The 18,823-nt window shown below is 71.4% G+C and carries 17 protein-coding genes and 3 pseudogenes; 8 read left to right on the top strand and 12 right to left on the bottom strand.

The window, feature by feature from the left end; all coding sequences use genetic code 11:
* The 5 genes and pseudogenes from B100_RS35185 to B100_RS33585 all read right to left on the bottom strand — a co-directional run.
* Positions 1–129 (bottom strand): annotated as a pseudogene (locus tag B100_RS35185) (sigma factor); the annotation flags it as partial.
* Between the two features lie 230 nt (positions 130–359).
* A pseudogene (locus B100_RS0102660) lies at positions 360–638 on the bottom strand (hypothetical protein); the annotation flags it as partial.
* 76 nt (positions 639–714) lie between these two features.
* Complete coding sequence (locus B100_RS0102655; RefSeq protein WP_024882927.1) at positions 715–1,929, bottom strand: glycosyltransferase; 1,215 nt, start codon at positions 1,927–1,929, stop codon at positions 715–717.
* Positions 1,926–2,726 carry a MerR family transcriptional regulator gene (locus tag B100_RS0102650; protein ID WP_024882926.1) on the bottom strand — a complete coding sequence of 267 codons (801 nt, stop codon included), beginning with the start codon at positions 2,724–2,726 and terminating at the stop codon, positions 1,926–1,928. Before B100_RS0102650 ends, B100_RS0102655 begins: the two co-directional genes overlap by 4 nt.
* Before the next feature lie 533 nt (positions 2,727–3,259).
* Positions 3,260–4,203 (bottom strand): annotated as a pseudogene (locus B100_RS33585) (alpha/beta fold hydrolase); the annotation flags it as partial.
* A 314-nt stretch (positions 4,204–4,517) separates the two neighbouring features.
* Here B100_RS33585 and B100_RS0102640 point away from each other — a divergent pair.
* The 4 genes from B100_RS0102640 to B100_RS0102625 are packed head-to-tail and all read left to right on the top strand — an operon-like array spanning position 4,518 to position 7,109.
* On the top strand, positions 4,518–4,733 hold the full coding sequence (locus B100_RS0102640; RefSeq protein ID WP_024882924.1) for a hypothetical protein: 216 nt from the start codon (positions 4,518–4,520) through the stop codon (positions 4,731–4,733).
* Positions 4,734–4,789: 56 nt separating this feature from the next.
* Positions 4,790–5,539 (top strand): DNA repair protein RecO, encoded by a 750-nt coding sequence (gene recO, locus B100_RS0102635; protein ID WP_024882923.1) that lies wholly within the window; start codon positions 4,790–4,792, stop codon positions 5,537–5,539.
* 37 nt (positions 5,540–5,576) lie between these two features.
* The gene (locus tag B100_RS0102630; protein WP_024882922.1) at positions 5,577–6,410 is read left to right on the top strand and encodes an isoprenyl transferase; all 834 of its coding nucleotides are present in this window, start codon (positions 5,577–5,579) and stop codon (positions 6,408–6,410) included.
* Between the two features lie 45 nt (positions 6,411–6,455).
* On the top strand, positions 6,456–7,109 hold the full coding sequence (locus tag B100_RS0102625; protein ID WP_024882921.1) for a hypothetical protein: 654 nt from the start codon (positions 6,456–6,458) through the stop codon (positions 7,107–7,109).
* On the opposite strand, the gene B100_RS0102620 is transcribed toward B100_RS0102625, so the two are convergent.
* The 4 genes from B100_RS0102620 to B100_RS0102605 form a co-directional block, all read right to left on the bottom strand.
* A complete protein-coding gene (locus B100_RS0102620; protein WP_024882920.1) occupies positions 7,048–7,461 on the bottom strand; it encodes a Fur family transcriptional regulator in 414 nt (137 codons plus the stop codon). The genes B100_RS0102625 and B100_RS0102620 overlap by 62 nt on opposite strands.
* A gap of 62 nt (positions 7,462–7,523) precedes the next feature.
* Positions 7,524–8,426 (bottom strand): metal ABC transporter permease, encoded by a 903-nt coding sequence (locus B100_RS0102615; protein ID WP_024882919.1) that lies wholly within the window; start codon positions 8,424–8,426, stop codon positions 7,524–7,526.
* Positions 8,426–9,196, bottom strand: coding sequence for a metal ABC transporter ATP-binding protein (locus B100_RS0102610; RefSeq protein ID WP_024882918.1), 771 nt, complete (start codon positions 9,194–9,196; stop codon positions 8,426–8,428). The genes B100_RS0102615 and B100_RS0102610 overlap by 1 nt, the downstream gene beginning before the upstream one ends.
* A 26-nt stretch (positions 9,197–9,222) precedes the next feature.
* Positions 9,223–10,227: a metal ABC transporter substrate-binding protein gene (locus tag B100_RS0102605; protein ID WP_024882917.1), complete on the bottom strand. Its 1,005-nt coding sequence runs from the start codon at positions 10,225–10,227 to the stop codon at positions 9,223–9,225.
* Between the two features lie 162 nt (positions 10,228–10,389).
* On the opposite strand from B100_RS0102605, the gene B100_RS0102600 reads away from it, so the two are divergent.
* The 3 genes from B100_RS0102600 to B100_RS0102590 all read left to right on the top strand — a co-directional run bounded on the left by B100_RS0102600 (position 10,390) and on the right by B100_RS0102590 (position 13,561).
* Positions 10,390–11,772 carry a glycine--tRNA ligase gene (locus B100_RS0102600; RefSeq protein WP_024882916.1) on the top strand — a complete coding sequence of 461 codons (1,383 nt, stop codon included), beginning with the start codon at positions 10,390–10,392 and terminating at the stop codon, positions 11,770–11,772.
* A gap of 165 nt (positions 11,773–11,937) precedes the next feature.
* Positions 11,938–12,948 carry an aldo/keto reductase gene (locus tag B100_RS0102595; RefSeq protein WP_037722370.1) on the top strand — a complete coding sequence of 337 codons (1,011 nt, stop codon included), beginning with the start codon at positions 11,938–11,940 and terminating at the stop codon, positions 12,946–12,948.
* Positions 12,949–12,973: 25 nt separating this feature from the next.
* Positions 12,974–13,561, top strand: a complete 588-nt coding sequence (locus B100_RS0102590) for a TetR family transcriptional regulator (RefSeq protein ID WP_024882914.1) — start codon at positions 12,974–12,976, stop codon at positions 13,559–13,561.
* 9 nt (positions 13,562–13,570) lie between these two features.
* On the opposite strand, the gene B100_RS0102585 is transcribed toward B100_RS0102590, so the two are convergent.
* Together B100_RS0102585 and B100_RS0102580 are read right to left on the bottom strand one after the other, a co-directional pair.
* Positions 13,571–13,777, bottom strand: a complete 207-nt coding sequence (locus B100_RS0102585) for a hypothetical protein (protein ID WP_024882913.1) — start codon at positions 13,775–13,777, stop codon at positions 13,571–13,573.
* Between the two features lie 416 nt (positions 13,778–14,193).
* Positions 14,194–15,642, bottom strand: a complete 1,449-nt coding sequence (locus B100_RS0102580; protein ID WP_024882912.1) for an MFS transporter — start codon at positions 15,640–15,642, stop codon at positions 14,194–14,196.
* A 97-nt stretch (positions 15,643–15,739) separates the two neighbouring features.
* Between B100_RS0102580 and dusB the strand changes: the two genes are divergently transcribed.
* Complete coding sequence (gene dusB, locus B100_RS0102575) at positions 15,740–16,894, top strand: tRNA dihydrouridine synthase DusB (protein ID WP_037722369.1); 1,155 nt, start codon at positions 15,740–15,742, stop codon at positions 16,892–16,894.
* A gap of 50 nt (positions 16,895–16,944) precedes the next feature.
* On the opposite strand, the gene B100_RS0102570 is transcribed toward dusB, so the two are convergent.
* Positions 16,945–18,687: a sulfatase-like hydrolase/transferase gene (locus tag B100_RS0102570; protein WP_024882910.1), complete on the bottom strand. Its 1,743-nt coding sequence runs from the start codon at positions 18,685–18,687 to the stop codon at positions 16,945–16,947.
* Between the last annotated feature and the right edge of the window lie 136 nt (positions 18,688–18,823).

The following is an 18,823-nucleotide window of genomic DNA, read 5'->3' as shown; positions in this document are numbered from 1 at the left end:
CCAGGTCTCCTGCAGGACGTCCTCGGCGTCGGCCGCCGAGCCGAGCATCTCGTACGCGACGGTGAAGAGCAGATTGCGGTGGGCGACGAATGTCTCGGTCGCCAGGTCGATGGCGTGGTCATCACTCATGTCGTGATCATTTCCCTCGGGTCGCCCGGGGCCCAGGAAACCCGTTCGACGATGACCGGTGCCTCGGCGCGCATGACCTCCAGCGCCTTCTTGCGCCCGGCGCCTCCCTTCATGCGGTGCAGGCTGTATCCACCGGGGCTTGTGCGCCTCATCGGCCAGGTGCTTCAGGATGCCCTTGCACACCGGCTCCGTCATCCTCGCGCCGAGGCGACCGCCGATGTGGAACCCCACCGCGACGTCGGACCCACGGCCGTCACTCCGAGCGCCGCCGGCCGGCCGGCCACCGAACGCCGCCCCCGCCGGTGCACGTACGGGCCCAGCGCCCCTCCGCAGAGCAGGGTCACGCTACGGCCCCGCTCCGCAAGCTCGGCGGCGGTCTCGATGCCGACAACGGCGGAGTCGGTCCCGCCCACCAGCTGGTGAAGACGGACCCGGTGGACGAAGGTCGAGCGCGGGTTGATCAGCGTCACGGTCACATCGCCGCGCTGCGTCAGGCGATGGGCCGCCATGACGCCGGAACGGACGTGGCCAACGGGGCCCAGGCTCCTCGCCTGAGACGGGACGAGCGTGAAGAACGGATTGGCGTCATCCCTCGGTGAGTCGCTGGATGGTCTTGACGGCTTGCCCTGCTCCGTTTTCGGTCGCCATGTGTTGTGCCGCTGCCGTGGCGGCTCGGCTGTGTGACTGCTGCTTGACTACTTGGTGAAGGGAGTCGGCGAGTCGTTCGGCGGTGAGGGACCGGAAGGGGATGGGGTCGGTTGCGGCTCCGAGGGCGGCGAGTCGTCTGGCCCAGAACGGCTGGTCCGCGGTGACCGGGACGGCGACGGCGGGTACTCCGGCGCGTAGCGCGGCGGCGGAGGTGCCGGCTCCCCCGTGGTGGACCACCGCGGCCAGCCGTGGGAACAGCAGGGCGTGCGGTACGTCCCCGATGGTGAGTACGTCGTCCCCGTCGGCAGCGAGGCGGGCGCTGCCGCCCTGCAGGATGCCGCGCAGTCCGGCGCGGCGCAGGGCTCGCACCGCGATCTCGCTCAGTCGTTCCCCGTCGCCGGAGGCCATGCTGCCGAAGCCGATGAGGACGGGCCGGGGCCCGGCGGACAGGAAGTCCTCGATCTCGGAGGGCAGCCGTTCGGCCGGGTCGTGATGCGGCCACCAGTTTCCTACGACGTCCAGACCGGGACGCCAGTCGGAGGGGCGTGGCACCAGGGCCGTGCTGAAACCATGCAGGACGGGCCAGTTCGCCTGTTCCCGTCGTCGGCGCACCTCGGCAGGCGAGGCCGGAGGGAGAGCGAGACGGTGCCGCAGCTGTGTGACGGCCTGTGCGTAGACGCGGTCGGCCATCCGCAGGGCGAAGCGTCCGGTTGCCCGGTTGGCGAGTCGGCCCAGTGAGCGGGAGCCGGTCACGACGGGTGGGAAGTCGCCGGTCGGCGCGGTGGGCTGGAGGTAAACGCCGAGGCTCAAGGTGCCCGTGGCCTCGGTGAGGTGCCAGCCGAGCGGGGCTGTGGTGGTCGACAGCAGAAGCAGGTCCGTACCTTGGTCCACGGCGTCGGCGAAGCCCTGGCCAAGTTCGGTGGTGAAGGCGGCGGCGGTCCGCATCAGGTCGCGTTTGCCCGTGACATCACCACGGACCCGGGTGTCGGCGGGCAGGCTGCGGAACTCCAGCCCCGCGTCGTGTGCGAGGGGTGCGAAGGTGTCGGTGGCGGCGAGGGCGACGTCGTAGCCGGCCCGACGCAGTTCGGCGCCCAGGCCTGTGTAGGGCGCGACGTCGCCGCGCGATCCGGCCGCGGCGATCAAGATTCTCATCGGTTCTCCTCGACATCGATGCTGTCACCGGCGTGGCGGGCAGCGTTGGCGTAGACGGCCTTGCGGGTGTAGGCGGCCAGGCCCGGGCGTTGCTGGGAGGGCGGTACGACCAGGGCGAAGGCGCGCGGGTCGGTGACGAAGTCGTCCGCGATGCGCTGGTGCATGTCTGGTGGGCAGGAGGTGAACCAGCGTGCGATGTGCAGACGGTGTTCCTCGGCGAGGTCCATGGCCCGCTCGCCGTCACTCGGTTGTCCCTCGTCGAAGGCGGCGAGCAGCTCCGAGCGCCAAACGCCGGCTTCGCCCATGAGCCGGCGCCAGTCCTCCTTGGTGTGGGCGTCCGCGCGTGCCATCGCCTCGCGCTGCCCTTCCGAGTGAGCCCACTTCAGCTCTGCCTCGGTGGCGTAACTCAGGTCGAAGGCGACCTCGCCGAAGACCTCGAAGCGTTCTTCGGGGGTCAGGGGCACCCCGGTCTCCTGGACCTCGATGGCCCGTTCCGCCACCTCGGCCAGCCGCTGCAGCCGGGCGATCTCCTCGTTCAGCTCTCGCTGCCGGGCTCGGAGCCGCTCCAGGGGGTTCACCTGCGGGTCCTTGAAGATCGCGGCGATCTCGTCGAGAGGGAAGCCGAGCTCCCGGTAGAAGAGGATCTGCTGGAGACGGACGAGGTCGGCCTCGTTGTAGAGGCGGTAGCCGGCGTGGCTGCGGTCACTGGGCGAGAGCAGTCCCGCCTTGTCGTAGTGATGCAGAGTCCGCACCGTCACCCCGGCGAACGTCGACACCTGTCCCACGGAGTAGCTCATCCACCTGCCCTTTCGTCAGCACGCAGCCTCAAGCCTGACGTAGGGGGAGGGTCAAGTCGCGCTCGGGCGGGACCTGGCGGAGGCCGCGTTCACAGGGGGTGCCCGCGTCGCTCGCGTCCGTCCTGACCTCTTGCGACAGCGCATGGTGACCCCTTTCCCCCACCCCCCTCTGCTGTAACTGTTACTGATACGACAAGGGGTGGAGGACGTGAGGCCAACAGCAGGGTGACCGTCGCCGTCCATGTGCTGACCTGGATGGCCCTCGTGCACGACCGCGGACGCGACGTGGTCACCTAGGATCAGATCGCCACGAGCGTGGCCATGAACCCGGTCGTGATCCGGCGCAGCCTCGCGGATCTGCGAGAGGCGGGGCTGGTGACGGTCCGGCACGGCGCGGGGGGCCGGCTGGACGCTGGCTCGCGCCGCGGTGTCCATCACCGTGCTCGACGTTTTCCACGCGGTGCACGACGAGCCTCTCTTCGCCCTGCATCGGGGCGAACCGAACCAGGCATGCCCCATCGGGCGTGGTATTCGGCGGTCGGCGCGGGCGGCACGGTGCCCTGCCGGGCGGCCCGCATCAGCTGGGCGAGAGCCTGGTAACGGCTGGGCCGGTAGAGGCTGTCCAGCATGGTCTGGCGCAGGACGTTGCCGTTCAGCTCCTCGGGGTTGACGCCGGGCCAGGGGATCGGTGCGCGGTCGAGGCGGGCGGCGAGCCGCAGGAACAGCGGACGCACCTCGGCGGCGTCGGCGACCCGGTCCGGGTTGCCGGGCGCCGACGCCCACGCCGCGAAGTGCGGGAAGGTGTCCTCCACCCCCTGTTCGTGGCCGGCGAGCCAGGCCCGGGCCACCCGGCCGGGGTCGGGGTCGTCGTTGCTGTCCAGCACGACGCGGTCCGTGCGGTGCGGGAACATCTGGCTGTAGACGGCTCCGACGTACGTCCCGTACGAGACGCCCCACGCGGAGATCCTCCGCTCGCCGAGCGCGGCGCGCAGGCGGTCGAGGTCGCGTGCGTTGTCGCGCGTGCTGATGTGGCGGATCAGCTCACCGCCGTTGCGTGCGCAGGCGGTCGAGAGGCGCTCGGCGGTGGCGAGGTTCTCGTCGACCGAGCCGTCGGGGGCGGGCCAGGGGCGCAGCCTGACGGTGGCGAGGTCGGCGTGGTCGGCCCCGCAGTCGACCGCGTGGACGGGGCGAGTCCGCGCGGCGCGAAACCGATCAGGTCGTACCGGTCCCGGACGTCCTGGGGCAGCCGCTGCCCCCCGCCGGAGGGATCACCGAGGCCGGGGCCGCCCGGTCCGCCGGGGATGAGGAAGAGCACGCCGCGCCGTGAGGCGGGGTCCCCGGCGGGGACGCGGGAGACGGCCACCTCGATACGGGGACCGCCGGGACGGGCGTGGTCCATCGGCACGTCGAGGGTGGCGCACTTCTGCCGGGGGTCGAGGCCGGCGCCCTGGCAGACCGACCAGGTGAGGACCCCGGGCGGGCTCTCGTTCACCCCATCCGGCCAACAACCGCAAAAGCACGGGGGTTTACCCCACATGCGCGGCTGCCGCACCCCCCTGTGCGCACGCGCGCCCGTGGGACACGCACGCCTCAGGAGTATAGGTACGCACCGTCGTCGCCGACATACGAAGAGTGAAAGAGGAGAGGGTGGGGAAGCACGGTGACGGCACGGCATGCGGCGCTCCGCGCCGACGGAACGGAAGGTGTGGTGACGGAATTGCGGGCGGCACTCGCGACAGCCGGAATGTCCCTGCGTCACGGGGGGTCCCCGCGGCACGGGGGCCGGGCCCGGTGAAGCCGTCCGTGGGTGCGCACGTCGTGGACACCGGGACCGGGCGGATCGGCATCGTCATGGGGCACGAGGGCCCCTACGTGCAGCTGAGACCGTACGGCGGCGGCCGGGAGTGGGACGCCGACCCCGGCGCCGTGCGGTGCGCGACCCCGGCCGAGCGCCTGCGCGCGACCACCGCCTACGTCAACGCCCGCAGCCGCGGGGAACTCACCTGACGGAGGTCGCGGCCGCCGGGTGACGGGGCGGTGCCCGCGTACGGGAGAATGGGCCCATGAGTCTGTTCCGCGACGACGGCATCGTGCTGCGCACCCAGAAGCTGGGTGAGGCGGACCGGATCATCACCCTGCTCACCCGCGGTCACGGGCGCGTGCGCGCCGTGGCGAGAGGCGTGCGCCGGACGAAGTCCAAGTTCGGTGCGCGCCTGGAGCCGTTCTCCCACGTCGACGTGCAGTTCTTCTCCAGGGGCAGCGAGCTCGTCGGCCGCGGCCTGCCGCTGTGCACGCAGAGCGAGACGATCACGCCCTTCGGCGGCGGCATCGTCACCGACTACGCGCGCTACACCGCCGGGACGGCCATGCTGGAGACCGCCGAGCGGTTCACCGACCACGAGGGCGAGCCGGCCGTGCAGCAGTACCTGCTGCTGGTGGGCGGACTGCGCACCCTCGCCCGCGGCGAGCACGCGCCGCACCTGGTGCTCGACGCGTTCCTGCTGCGCTCCCTCGCGGTCAACGGGTACGCGCCCAGCTTCACCGACTGCGCGAAGTGCGGGATGCCCGGACCGAACCGCTTCTTCTCGGTCGCGTCGGGCGGAACCATATGCGCCGACTGCCGGGTCCCCGGCAGCGTCGTACCCTCGCCGCAGGCCCTGGAACTCCTCGGAGCACTGCTCACGGGAGACTGGGAGACCGCGGACGCGAGCGAGTCACGCCACGTCCGGGAGGCGAGCGGGCTGGTGTCCGCCTACCTCCACTGGCATCTGGAGCGCGGACTGCGCTCGCTCCGGTACGTCGAGAAGCAGTAAAGACCCGATCACGTCGGCACGAGGAGACGAGAGACACATGGCCGTACGCGGATTCCTGGGGCGGCAGCGCCGGGAGTACAGCACCCCGGAACCGCACCCCTCCGGCGCGCGGCCCCCGAAGCTTCCCGGGGAACTGATCCCGAAGCACGTGGCGATCGTCATGGACGGCAACGGGCGCTGGGCCAAGGAGCGGGGGCTGCCGCGCACCGAGGGCCACAAGGTCGGCGCGGAGCGGGTGCTCGACGTGCTCCAGGGCGGGATCGAGATGGGGGTGGGCGCCCTCTCGCTGTACGCCTTCTCCACCGAGAACTGGAAGCGGTCGCCGGACGAGGTGCGCTTCCTGATGAACTTCAACCGGGACTTCATCCGCAAGACCCGGGACCAGCTGGACGACCTGGGCATCCGGGTCCGCTGGGTGGGCCGCATGCCCAAGCTGTGGAAGTCCGTGGCCAAGGAGCTGCAGGTCGCGCAGGAGCAGACCAAGGACAACGACCGGCTCACGCTGTACTTCTGCATGAACTACGGCGGGCGGGCGGAGATCGCCGACGCCGCGCAGGCGCTCGCCGAGGACGTGCGGGCCGGGCGGCTCGACCCGTCGAAGGTCAACGAGAAGACGCTGCAGCGGTACATGTACTACCCGGACATGCCGGACGTGGACCTGTTCCTGCGCCCGAGCGGTGAGCAGCGCACGTCCAACTACCTGCTGTGGCAGAGCGCCTACGCCGAGATGGTCTTCCAGGACGTGCTGTGGCCCGACTTCGACCGCCGCGACCTGTGGCGGGCGTGCCTGGAGTTCGCCTCCCGCGACCGTCGCTTCGGCGGCGCCATCCCGAACGAGGAACTGCTGGCCATGGAGGGCCGCCAGGAGTAACCGCCGCCAAGATCACGGCTCGTCACCGAGGACCGGGGAGGGGCCGTGACGGAACAGGGCGTGGGGCTGGACGAGGACACCGTCGAGCTGGAGTTCATGCAGCTGCGGGAGGACATGACGGACGCCGTGCGGCTGGTGCTCCGCAAGCGCGGTGGTCCGACGCGCCTGCTGTACCACCCCGCCTTCCTCGGCTGCGGGTTGTCGGCGGGGGTCGCGCTCGTCGTCGTCGGTGCCCTGAACGGTGACATGGCGGATGTGGCGTGGGGCGTGGGCCTCGCCGTGTGGGCGGTGGGGGTGTTCCTGAGCCCCGGCATCTCGGCCCGGCGCCTGATCGAGGCGAACGGCCACCAGGGTCTGCTGCGGATCACCGTCGGTCGCGAGGGCGTGCGTACGGTCGGCGAGCACAGCGATCTGCGCATGGGGTGGGCCACCTTCGGCAGCTACGCGGAGTCCGACCGGGTCTTCGCGCTCCGCAGCCCGGACCGGGCGGGGAACTGCGCGCTGGTGCTGGCGAAGCAGGGGGTGCGACAGGCGTCGGACGTGGACCGGCTGCGGGCGCTGCTCGACCGGCACCTGCCCCGCGTGCGACGGGCGGGGCGGGGGAGCGCCGCCCCGGACGCCCGCCCCCGGCCCGCCGTCAGGAGACGTCGGCGCAGTCCGCGCAGGTGCCGAAGATCTCGACCGTGTGGGCCACGTTGACGTAGCCGTGTTCGGCGGCGATGGCCTCCGCCCACTTCTCCACCGCCGGGCCCTCGACCTCGACGGCCTTGCCGCAGCTGCGGCAGACCAGGTGGTGGTGATGGTCGCCGGTGGAGCAGCGGCGGTAGACGGACTCGCCGTCGGCGGTGCGCAGGACGTCGACCTCGCCCGCGTCGGCGAGGGACTGCAGCGTGCGGTAGACCGTGGTGAGTCCGACCGAGTCGCCCTTGTGCTTGAGCATGTCGTGCAGCTCCTGGGCGCTGCGGAACTCGTCGACCTCCTGAAGGCAAGCCGCCACGGCGGCACGCTGCCGGGTGGAGCGGCCCTTCACGGGCGGTCCTGCGGTCGTCACCGGTCTGCCTCCTCACGTCTGGCCCTTGCCCGGGCCATTGTGCCAGCCCGGGTCGGGGCGAGTCAGGCGCCGACCTTGCCGTCGGCCGGACGGCTGGCCGGAATCGTGCACTCCGCGGGATCGCCCACGGGCCCGGCGGCGGCCAGCGCCCGGGCGCGGCGGCGGGCGAGGGGCGCGGCCAGCGCGGTCAGCGCGATGAAGGCGGCGATGGTCAGCAGCACGATCGTCGCGCCGGGCGGCACGTCCTGGTAGTACGAGGTGACGGTGCCGCCGATGGTCACGCTCACGCCGATCGCGACGGCGCCGGCGAACGTGGCGGCGAAGCTGCGGGTGAGCTGCTGGGCCGCCGCGACCGGCACCACCATGAGCGCGCTCACCAGCAGCAGGCCGACCACCCGCATCGCCACGGACACCGTGACCGCGGCCGTGACCGCCGTGAGCAGGTTGAGGAACCGCACCGGCAGGCCCGTCACCCGCGCGAACTCCTCGTCCTGGCTGACCGCGAAGAGCTGCCGCCGCAGCCCCACGGTGACCAGCACCACCAGCGCGGCCAGCACGCAGATCGCGGTCACGTCGGACGAGGAGACCGTGGTCAGGGAGCCGAAGAGGTACGAGGACAGGTTCGAGGTGGAGCCGCCGGGGGCGAGGCTGGTGAACATCACGCCGCCGGCCATGCCGCCGTAGAAGAGCATCGCGAGGGCGATGTCGCCACGGGTCTTGGCGTACCAGCGGACCAGTTCCATGAGGACGGCGCCGAGGACGGAGACCAGGGCCGCCATCCACACCGGGGACCAGGACAGCAGGAAGCCGAGGCCCACGCCGGTCATCGCGACGTGGCCGATGCCGTCGCCCATGAGCGCCTGGCGGCGCTGGACGAGGTAGACGCCGATGGCGGGGGCGGTCACGCCGACCAGGACGGCGGCGAGCAGCGCCCGCTGCATGAAGGCGTAGTCGAGGAATTCCATCAGCTCAGCAGTCCCGTGCGGATCGGTCCGGCGTCCGCCGGTGCGTGCGGGTGTACGTGGTCGTGGCCGGGCAGGGCGTGCTGGCCGACCGCCTTCGGAGGCGGGCCGTCATGCAGCACGCAGCCGTCGCGGAGCACGACCGCGCGGTCGATCAGGGGCTCCAGCGGGCCCAGTTCGTGGAGCACGAGGAGGACCGTGGTGCCCCGCTCCACCTGCGTCCGCAGCGTGTCGGCGAGGACCTCCTGGCTCGCCAGGTCCACGCCCGCCATCGGCTCGTCCATGATCAGCAGGTCCGGCTCGGCGGACAGCGCGCGGGCGATCAGGACCCGCTGGTGCTGGCCGCCGGAGAGGGCGTCCGCGGGGTCACCCGCGCGGTCCGCCATGCCGACCAGCTCCAGGGCCCGCCGGACGGCCGCACGGTCCGCCTTGCGGAAGAGGCCGAAGCGGGAGCGCGCGAGCCGGCCCGCGGAGACGATCTCGGTGACCGTGGCGGGCACCCCGCCGGCGGCCGTGGTGCGCTGCGGGACGTAGCCCACCCGCGCCCAGTCGCGGAACCGGCGCCGCGGGGTGCCGAACAGCTCGATCTCCCCGGCGGTGACGGGCACCTGGCCGATCACGGAGCGGACGGCGGTGGACTTGCCGGAGCCGTTGGCGCCGAGCAGGGCCACGACCTCGCCGCGCCGCACGGTGAGGTCGATGCCGCGCAGGACGGGGCGCGAACCCAGTTCGGCGCGAACCCCCCGCAGGGTGATCACGGGCTCGGATGTCATGCCGTCCTCCGGTACGTCGTCGTCGTTCACCGGGCGCCCAGGGCGGTGCGCAGGGCCGTGAGGTTGGCTTCCATCACCTGGAGGTAGTCCTCGCCGCGGGAGTGGTCCGTGATGCCCTCGACCGGGTCGAGGACGTCGGTCTTCAGACCCACGTCGGCGGCGAGCGTCTTCGCGGTCCGGTCGCTGACCAGTGTCTCGTAGAAGACGGTGGTGACCCCGTCGGCCTTCGCGATCTCCTGGAGCTCCTTCATGCGCGCCCCGCTGGGCTCGGACTCCGGGTCCAGGCCGCTGATGGCCTCCTCGGTCAGGCCGTAGCGCTCGGCGAGGTAGCCGAAGGCGGCGTGGGTGGTGAGGAAGACGTCCGTCCTGCGGTTCGCGAGGCCGGTGCGGAACTTCTCGTCGAGCGCCTTCAGATCCTTGACCAGGGTCGCGGTGTTCTTCCGGTAGTCGGCGGCGTGGTCCGGGTCGGCCTTCTGGAAGGCCTTGCCGACCCCCTCGGCGACCTCGGCGTACTTGACCGGGTCGAGCCAGATGTGGGGGTCGGTGCCGCCCTCGTGGTCGTGGTCGTGGCCGTGCTCGTCCTCGTGGGCGTGCTCGTCCTCGTGACCGTGCTCGCCGCCGTGTTCGTCCTCGTGGCCGCCGGCCTCGGTGCCGTGCGTCTCCAGCGTGGTCAGCTCGGCCGCGTCGATCTTCGTGGAGACCTCGGCCAGGCCGACGGCCTTGTCGACGGCGGGCTGGAGACCCTTGAGGTAGAGAGCCGCGTCGGACTTCTCGAGCTGCCCCATCTGATGGGCGCTGATCTCCAGGTCGTGCGGTTCCTGGCCGGGCTCGGTGAGACTGGTGACGTGGACGTGCTCGCCGCCGATCCGCTCGGCGAGGAAGGCCATCGGGTAGAACGACGCGACGACGTCGAACGTGTCCGTGGTGCCCGCGGCGGCGCTGTCGGAGGAGCAGGCGGTCAGGGTGGAGAGCCCGAGGGCGGTGACAGCGGCGAGTGCGACCGCGGATATGGGACGTCGTCGTACGTTCATGACAGTCATTTTCAACGAAGATGGAAACCGTTGTCAACAAGCCCTCCTGGGGGTCCGCGTGGAGGGGCCGATTTGGTCGAGGGGCCGTCCCCGCCGGTAACCTGAAGGCTTCGCTGGAAGCAATCTCGCTTCGTCGCCCGTCGTCGTAATGAAGAGAGCACCGTGGCCGCCGACAAGATCGACACCATCGTCAGCCTGAGCAAGCGCCGTGGCTTCGTATTTCCCAGTAGTGAGATCTATGGCGGCACGAAGGCCGCCTGGGACTACGGACCGCTGGGTGTCGAGCTCAAGGAGAACCTGAAGCGCCAGTGGTGGCGTTACATGGTCACCTCGCGCGAGGACGTGGTCGGTATCGACTCGTCCGTGATCCTGGCCCCGGACGTGTGGGTCGCCTCCGGTCACGTCGCCACCTTCACGGACCCGCTGACCGAGTGCACCTCCTGCCACAAGCGGTTCCGCGCGGACCACCTGGAGGAGGCGTACGAGGAGAAGAAGGGCCACGCCCCGGAGAACGGCCTCGCCGACCTCAACTGCCCCAACTGCGGCAACAAGGGCACCTTCACCGAGCCCAAGCAGTTCTCGGGCCTGCTCTCCACCCACCTCGGTCCGACGCAGGACTCCGGCTCCATCGCCTACCTGCGCCCCGAGACCGCCCAGGGCATCTTCACCAACTTCGCCCAGGTGCAGACCACTTCGCGCCGCAAGCCGCCGTTCGGCATCGCCCAGATGGGCAAGTCCTTCCGCAACGAGATCACGCCCGGCAACTTCATCTTCCGCACCCGCGAGTTCGAGCAGATGGAGATGGAGTTCTTCGTCAAGCCGGGCGAGGACGAGCAGTGGCAGGAGTACTGGATGGAGCAGCGCTGGAACTGGTACACCGGTCTCGGCCTGCGCGAGGAGAACATGCGGTGGTACGACCACCCGAAGGAGAAGCTCAGCCACTACTCCAAGCGCACCGCCGACATCGAGTACCGCTTCCAGTTCGGCGGCAGTGAGTGGGGCGAGCTGGAGGGTGTCGCCAACCGCACCGACTACGACCTCTCCGCCCACGCCAAGGCCTCCGGCCAGGACCTCTCCTACTTCGACCAGGAGGCCGGCGAGCGCTGGACGCCGTTCGTCATCGAGCCGGCGGCCGGTGTCGGCCGGGCGATGCTGGCGTTCCTCCTCGACGCCTACGTCGAGGACGAGGCGCCCAACGCCAAGGGCAAGATGGAGAAGCGCACGGTGCTGCGGCTCGACCACCGCCTCGCGCCGGTGAAGGTCGCGGTGCTGCCGCTCTCCCGCAACCCGGAGCTGTCCCCGAAGGCCAAGGGTCTCGCCCAGGCGCTGCGGCAGAACTGGAACATCGAGTTCGACGACGCCGGCGCCATCGGCCGCCGCTACCGCCGCCAGGACGAGATCGGCACGCCGTTCTGCGTGACCGTCGACTTCGACACCCTGGACGACAACGCGGTGACCGTGCGCGAGCGCGACACCATGAAGCAGGAGCGGGTCTCCCTCGACCAGATCGAGGGCTACCTGGCGGCGCGCCTCGTCGGCGCCTGATCCTCCGCCTCACCGGCACGAACGCCGGGCCCCGGAACACCGGGGCCCGGCGTTTCGCGTTTTCCGGGGGGCGCAGGAGGGTGGCTCGGGCTCGATACCCGACCGGGTGACAGCTGGCAAATGACAGATATTGAATTCTGTCATTTGTCATGCCACAGTGGGGGCATGACGATGCACACCCGACCCCTCGGAACCACCGGCCCCCGCGTCTCCGCCCTCGGTCTTGGCTGCATGGGCATGTCCGCGCTGTACGGCGAAGCGGACCGGAGCGAGGCGATCGCCACGATCCACGCGGCCCTGGACGCCGGCGTCACCCTGCTCGACACGGGCGACTTCTACGGCATGGGGCACAACGAGCTGCTGATCGGCGAGGCACTGCGCACCGCTCCCGCCGGTCTGCGTGAACAGGCTCTGACCAGCGTCAAGTTCGGCTCGATGCGAGACCCGGACGGCGGCTGGGGCCCGATCGACGGCCGCCCGGCCGCGGTGCGGAACTTCGCCGCGTACTCCTTGCAGCGCCTGGGCGTCGACCACATCGACGTCTACCGCATCTCCCGCGCCGACCCCGACGTGCCGTTCGAGGAGACCGTCGGCGCCATCGCGGAACTCGTCCAGCAGGGCCACGTACGGCACATCGGCCTCAGCGAGGTCGGCGCCGACACCGTCCGCCGGGCCGCCGCGACCGCGCCGATCACGGACCTCCAGATCGAGTACTCGCTGATCTCCCGCGCCGTCGAGGACCAGATCCTGCCCACCACCCGCGAGCTGGGCATCTCCGTCACGGCGTACGGGGTGCTCTCGCGCGGACTGATCTCCGGCCACTTCACCGCCGACCGGCAGCTCTCACCGGGCGACTTCCGGGCCCACTCACCCCGCTTCCAGGGCGACAACCTCCGGCACAACCTGACCCTCGTCGACGCGCTGCGCGAGATCGCCTCCCGCAAGGGCGTCACCGTCGCGCAGATCGCCATCGCCTGGGTGCTGTCGCGGGGCGAGGACATCGTGCCGCTGGTCGGCTCCCGCACCCGCGAGCGGCTGACGGAGGCGCTGGGCGCGCTGGACGTCACGCTGGACGAGGCCGACCTCGCGGCGATCGAGCGGGCGGTGCCGCCCGGCGCGGCGGCGGGCGCCCGCTACCCGGAGCAGCAGATGGCACACCTCGGCACCAAGGAGTGACACCTGTGCCGGGTACGGTCTAGACATGGCAGCGACCGAGACCCTGACCGCCGAGCGCATCCTGGAGGCGACCGAGGAGGTGCTGCGGCGGCACGGCCCGGCCAAGGCCACCGTGGTGGACGTCGCCCGCGCCCTCGGTGTCAGCCACGGCAGCGTCTACCGGCACTTCCGCACCAAAGCGGCGCTGCGCGAGGCGGTCACCAAACGCTGGCTCGACCGTACGTCCGAGGCGCTGGGCGGGATAGCCGACGACGCGTCCCGTGATCCGGAGTCCCGGCTGCGGGACTGGCTCGCCGCCCTCTTCGCCGCCAAGCGGCGCAAGGCGGGTGACGATCCGGAGCTGTTCGCCACCTACAGCGTGCTGGCCGGTGAGCAGGTCCAGGCGGTGGGCGAGCACATCACCGAGCTGACCGAGCAGCTGACCCGCATCGTCGCCGACGGGGTGGCCGCCGGCGTCTTCCACGGCGTCGAACCCGCCACCGGCGCCCGTGCCGTGTTCCAGGCGACCGGCCGCTTCCACGACCCGGGATACGTGGCGGAGTGGAGCACCCCGGAGGCGGACACCGACTTCGAGGCGGCCGTCAGCCTGCTGGTGCGGGGGCTGCGGGCCTGAGCGTGCGGGTCAGGCGGCGGTGGGGTCCACCGTCGCCTGGTGCGCCTCCTCCAGGTGCTCCTGCGCCTTGAGCCACGGCAGGAACTGGGCGCTTCTGCGCCAGCCGCACGTGTCGCATCTGATCGTCCGCTGCACCCCGGTGCGCTGGACGCGCACGGTGTGCTCACGGCCGTGCAGATCCCAGCGGCTGACCTTGCTCGAGTCGATCTGGGGCATGGTGCCTCCGGCGGTCGGCAATTCGGTGTCGCCGTACTCGTGCCCCCGTCCGGGGACGACAAGGAGTGTGCAGCAAAAGCAACATCAACAGGTGGGGCTCCGTGGAAGACGTGGACGGTGCCGGATCGCGCGCGGGTGAAGGCGCCCCTTCAGGGGCGCGGGGAACGGCGCGACCAGCCGCGGACTACCCGCACCGGGCACGGCGGCGGGGGTTGCCCTCGCGGGGCGGTTGCGTGCGGGTGGAGGCGCCCTTTCAGGGGCGCGGGGAACGGCGCGACCAGCCACGCACGATCCGCACCTGGCACGGCGGCGGGGGGTTGCCCGTGCGGGGCGATTACGCGGGGACCTGCGCGACCAGCCACGTACTAGCCGGAGCCGCACGCGCAGCGGCATCGCGGCGGCCGCCGGGGGCACCCTCAGGCGTCCACCCCCGCGCGGCGAGGCCGCTGTTCCTCCCCCTTCAGGCGGCGTGCCACCCCTTCCGCCGTCGCTCGGGCCCACGGGCCCGTCGTGATGACGCCCAGCGTCAGAACCGCCGCGCCGCACGCAGCCAGGATCCACCAGCCCGGGCGGGACGCCGTCACGAACGTGTCGGCGTACGTGGACGAACCCACGCCCCCCGCCAGCACCGCGCCGAGCACCGCCACGCCCAGGGTCTGGCCCAGTTGGCGGCTGGTCGAGGCGACCGCGGAGGCCACCCCGGCCTGGGCGGTGGGCATGCCGGAGACCGCGGTGTTGGTGATCGGGGCGTTGACGAAGCCGAAGCCGACGCCGAACAGGACGTACCCGGCGAAGAGCGTGACGTTCGACGTCTCGGCCTCGAAGAGGGCGAACAGCAGCCCGCTCACCGTGATCGAGCCGCCCGCGATCAGCAGGGGCAGCCGTGGGCCCCGGCTGCCGACGAGCCGCCCGGACAGCGGGGCGCAGACGAACGTCGGGACGGCCGTCGGCAGCATCCACAGCCCCGCCTCCAGCGCGCTCAGCCCCCGCACGTTCTGCAGGTACAGCGTGGAGAGGAACAGGAAGCCGCCGAGTGCCGCGAAGGCGCTCACCGCGATCACCGTGGCCCCGCTGAACGGCGCGGAGCGGAAGAAGCGCAGGTCGATCAGCGGCTCCGGGCGGCGCGCTTCGTAGCGCAGGAGGGCGAGGAGGGCGATCACCGCGAGCGCCGCGAAGGGCACGGTGGACTGCCAGGAGCCGTGCGGCGCCTCGATGATCGCGTATGTGAGGGAGCCGAACAGGGCGATGACCAGCACCTGCCCGACCGGGTCGGGGCGGCGGGCCCGCGGGGCGCGGGAATCCGGGACGAAACGCCAGGTCAAGAGTAGAGCGGCGAGCCCCACCGGCAGGTTGACCCAGAAGATGGAGCGCCAGCCGACCGAGTCCACCAGCACCCCGCCGACCAGCGGGCCCGCCGCCATCGAGAGACCGACGACGGCGCCCCAGACGCCGATAGCGCGGGCGCGCTCGCGGGGATCGGTGAAGGTGTTGGTGATGATCGACATGGCGACCGGGTTGAGCATCGAACCGCCCACCGCCTGCACCATGCGGAACACCACGAGCCAGTTCAGGTCCGGGGCTAGCGAGCACAGCACCGAGCCCAGGGTGAAGACGACCAGGCCGGTCATGAAGACCCGTTTCCGGCCGATCCGGTCGGCCGTCGAGCCGGCCAGCATCAGCAGCGAGGCCAGGACGAGCGTGTACGCGTCGATGGTCCACTGCAGTCCCGAGGTACTCGCGTCCAGCTCCCGCTGGAGGGAGGGCAGGGCGACGTTGAGAACCGTGTTGTCCAGGCTCACGATCAGCAGACTCATGCAGCAGATCGCGAGCACCAGCATGCGACGGCCATGGCTGAGCTCGGGCATCCGGGCCATCGTACGCGCATGTCAATAGTGCGGCTAACTAATGACCGTTACACAAGTATTGTGCGGAGCGTCCCGCGGCATGCGGGACAATGGGGGAATGCCCACAGCCTCGCCGACCGTGAACACGACCCTGTCCATCGGCCCGCACGCGGTGCAACCGCCCGTCGTGCTCGCCCCCATGGCCGGGATCACCAACGCGCCCTTCCGCACCTTGTGCCGGGAGTTCAGCGGCGGCAAGGGTCTGTACGTCAGCGAGATGATCACCACCCGGGCGCTGGTCGAGCGCAACGAGAAGACCATGCAGCTGATCCGGTTCGACGCGAGCGAGCAGCCGCGCTCCATCCAGCTGTACGGCGTCGACCCGGTGACCGTCGGCAAGGCCGTCCGCATGATCGCGGAGGAGGACCTCGCCGACCACATCGACCTCAACTTCGGCTGCCCCGTGCCGAAGGTGACCCGTAAGGGCGGCGGCTCCGCCCTGCCCTTCAAGCGGAACCTGCTCCGTGCCATCCTGCGCGAGGCCGTCTCCGGCGCCGGCGACCTGCCGGTGACGATGAAGATGCGCAAGGGCATCGACGACGACCATCTGACCTACCTGGACGCCGGCCGGATCGCCGTCGAGGAGGGTGTCACCGCCATCGCGCTGCACGGCCGCACCGCCGCCCAGCACTACGGCGGCACCGCGGACTGGGAGGCGGTCGCCCGGCTGAAGGAGCACGTCCCGGAGATCCCGGTGCTCGGCAACGGCGACATCTGGTCCGCCGACGACGCCCTGCGGATGGTGCGCGAGACGGGCTGCGACGGCGTGGTCGTGGGCCGCGGCTGCCTCGGCCGCCCGTGGCTGTTCGCCGACCTGGTCGCCGCCTTCGAGGGCCGCCCCGACGGCTACGTCCGGCCCACCCTGCGCGAGGTGGCCGACGTCATGGTCCGGCACGCCACGCTGCTCGGCGAGTGGATCGGTGACGAATCGCGCGGCGTGATCGACTTCCGCAAGCACGTCGCCTGGTACCTGAAGGGCTTCGCGGTCGGCTCCCAGATGCGCAAGCGGCTCGCGGTCACCTCCTCGCTCAAGGAGCTGCGGGACGGCCTCGACGAGCTGGACCTCGAACAGTCCTGGCCGGCCGGCGCCGACGGCCCCCGCGGCCGTACGTCCGGCAACAACCGCGTGGTGCTGCCGGACGGCTGGCTGAAGGACCCCTACGACTGCGCGGGCGTCGGCGAGGACGCGGAACTGGACACCTCCGGCGGCTGACCCGAGCTGACCTGAGTCCGGCCGGCCGGTCCGAGTCCGGCCGGCCGGGGTCAGTCCTCGGTCGGCCGGGGCACCGATCCGTAGGCCTTCAGGAAGCGGTCGCGGAAGGCGTCCATCTTCCACACCGGCGCGTCGTCGGCGGGCCGCAGACCCGGCGTCCAGTTCCAGCCGTCGGTCTTCCGCAGCACCTCCGGGTCCTTGGCGACGACCGTCACCGGCACGTCCCGGTTCTTCGTGTGCCCGGTGACCCGGGCGATGGGCTGGTGGTCGCCGAGGAAGACCAGCACCGTGTCGTCGTTGCCGTAGCGCTCCAGCCACTCGGTGAGGGCGGTCACCGAGTACGAGACGGACCTGCCGTACTCCTTGCGGGACTCGGCGGAGTCGGCCATCACCTCGGAGGCGTCACGGCCCTCCTCCTCGATCGCGTCGAAGACCGAACCGTCGCCCAGGTCCTCCCAGTCGACCATCTCCGGGACCGGCGCCCAGGGCTGGTGGCTGGAGGTGAGGATGACCTCCGACATCAGTGGCCGGTTCCGCTTCTTCCCGTGCTCCAGACGCTCGAACGCCTCCAGGGCGTACTGGTCGGGCATGGTGGACCAGCTGAACTTCGGCCCCTCGTAGCCCATCTCGAAGGCGTCGTAGACCTTGTCGAGGCCGTACCACTCGGCCTCCGGCCAAGTCTTCTGCACGCCGGGCATGATGCCGACGGTGTCCCACGCGCCGGACTTCTGGAACGCCTTGGTCAGGGTGAGGTGGTCGCTGCCGGTGGCGGTGCGGTAGCGCTGCTGGTTGTCGATCCACAGCCCCGACAGGGTGGTGGAGTGCCCGAGCCAGCTGCTCCCCCCGTACGTCGACGAGGTCAGCCACCCGCTGCGCGCCTGATACCCGGCCCGGGCGAGCGCGGCGGTGCGGGCGTCGAGGGTGCTGGTGACCCCGGGGGCGATCAGCGGGTCGTCGACGGCCACGCGGCCGTAGCTCTCGATGAACGCGATCACCACGTCCTTGCCGCGCAGGTCCGGCAGGAGCAGCCGGGGCGGGGTGGCGCCGAAGGTGTCGGTCCGCGCCTCCTTCGCGAAGGCCGCCTCGTCGCGCAGGGTGTCCACCACCCGGTGGGTCTGCCCGCGCAGGGTGTCCGCGGCGCGGTCCGAGGCGACCGGCAGGCCCGAGATCTGCAGGCCCAGCGAGGCGCAGGTGATCCACACGGTGCCCGCGACCATGGCGCCCGTACGGGCGCGGGCGCGGTGCCGGGCCAGCACGTTGCCGAGCCGCACCGTGGCCAGCGCCATGAGGACCACGACGAGCACGGCGAGCAGGACCGCGCCGACGGCGGCGGCGGTGGCGACGAACCCGCCCATGGAGTCCCGCACGTAGGACAGGGCGTCGTCCAGCAGGCCCCAGTCGAGGACCAGGTTGAAGCCGCGGCCCAGGTACTCGCTGAAGCCGATGTCCAGCAGGTTGAGCACGGTGAGCAGGCCGAGGCCCGTCCCGTACAGCGCGGCGACGGCGGCGCGCGGCCGGCGTGGCAGGACGAGCAGCAGCACCGCCCCCACGATCGCCTCGGCGGGGATCCGGGTGAAGCGGTCGGGGCGCAGGCCCGGCATGGTGTTCGGCATCAGCAGGGCGGCGCACACCAGCAGGGCGGCGAGCACGTGCACCGTGCGGCGCAGGGCCCGGTCGGCGGCGGGGTGGGCGTCGCGGGCGTGGCGCCAGCGCGTGAGGACACGTGTGGTCCCGAGGCGCGTGGGAACACGGAGGGCGCGCAGGCGCGCGAGGGCGCGAGTGAAGACAGGCAACCCGGAGGTTCCTTCCGTACCGAGGCCGGTGAAGCGGGTGGCGGATCCGGCGTGGGGGCCCGGATCCGCCGCTGTTCCGTACGGGCGGGCGGGCCGTTGTGTTCACCGGCGATCCTTCCGTTGGTCCGCATGGTGA

The organism is Streptomyces sp. CNH189 (assembly GCF_000527195.1).
The sequence above is the reverse complement of the archived record's forward strand: the minus strand, read 5'-3'. Positions and strand labels throughout refer to the sequence as shown.

Coding starts and splice junctions, on each gene's coding strand:
- B100_RS0102655 (WP_024882927.1), bottom strand. CDS start 1,929: ATGAGAATCTTGATCGCCGCGGCCGGATCGCGCGGCGACGTCGCGCCC.
- B100_RS0102650 (WP_024882926.1), bottom strand. CDS start 2,726: ATGAGCTACTCCGTGGGACAGGTGTCGACGTTCGCCGGGGTGACGGTG.
- recO (WP_024882923.1), top strand. CDS start 4,790: ATGAGTCTGTTCCGCGACGACGGCATCGTGCTGCGCACCCAGAAGCTG.
- B100_RS0102630 (WP_024882922.1), top strand. CDS start 5,577: ATGGCCGTACGCGGATTCCTGGGGCGGCAGCGCCGGGAGTACAGCACC.
- B100_RS0102615 (WP_024882919.1), bottom strand. CDS start 8,426: ATGGAATTCCTCGACTACGCCTTCATGCAGCGGGCGCTGCTCGCCGCC.
- B100_RS0102610 (WP_024882918.1), bottom strand. CDS start 9,196: ATGACATCCGAGCCCGTGATCACCCTGCGGGGGGTTCGCGCCGAACTG.
- B100_RS0102605 (WP_024882917.1), bottom strand. CDS start 10,227: ATGAACGTACGACGACGTCCCATATCCGCGGTCGCACTCGCCGCTGTC.
- B100_RS0102595 (WP_037722370.1), top strand. CDS start 11,938: ATGACGATGCACACCCGACCCCTCGGAACCACCGGCCCCCGCGTCTCC.
- B100_RS0102590 (WP_024882914.1), top strand. CDS start 12,974: ATGGCAGCGACCGAGACCCTGACCGCCGAGCGCATCCTGGAGGCGACC.
- B100_RS0102585 (WP_024882913.1), bottom strand. CDS start 13,777: ATGCCCCAGATCGACTCGAGCAAGGTCAGCCGCTGGGATCTGCACGGC.
- B100_RS0102580 (WP_024882912.1), bottom strand. CDS start 15,642: ATGCCCGAGCTCAGCCATGGCCGTCGCATGCTGGTGCTCGCGATCTGC.
- dusB (WP_037722369.1), top strand. CDS start 15,740: ATGCCCACAGCCTCGCCGACCGTGAACACGACCCTGTCCATCGGCCCG.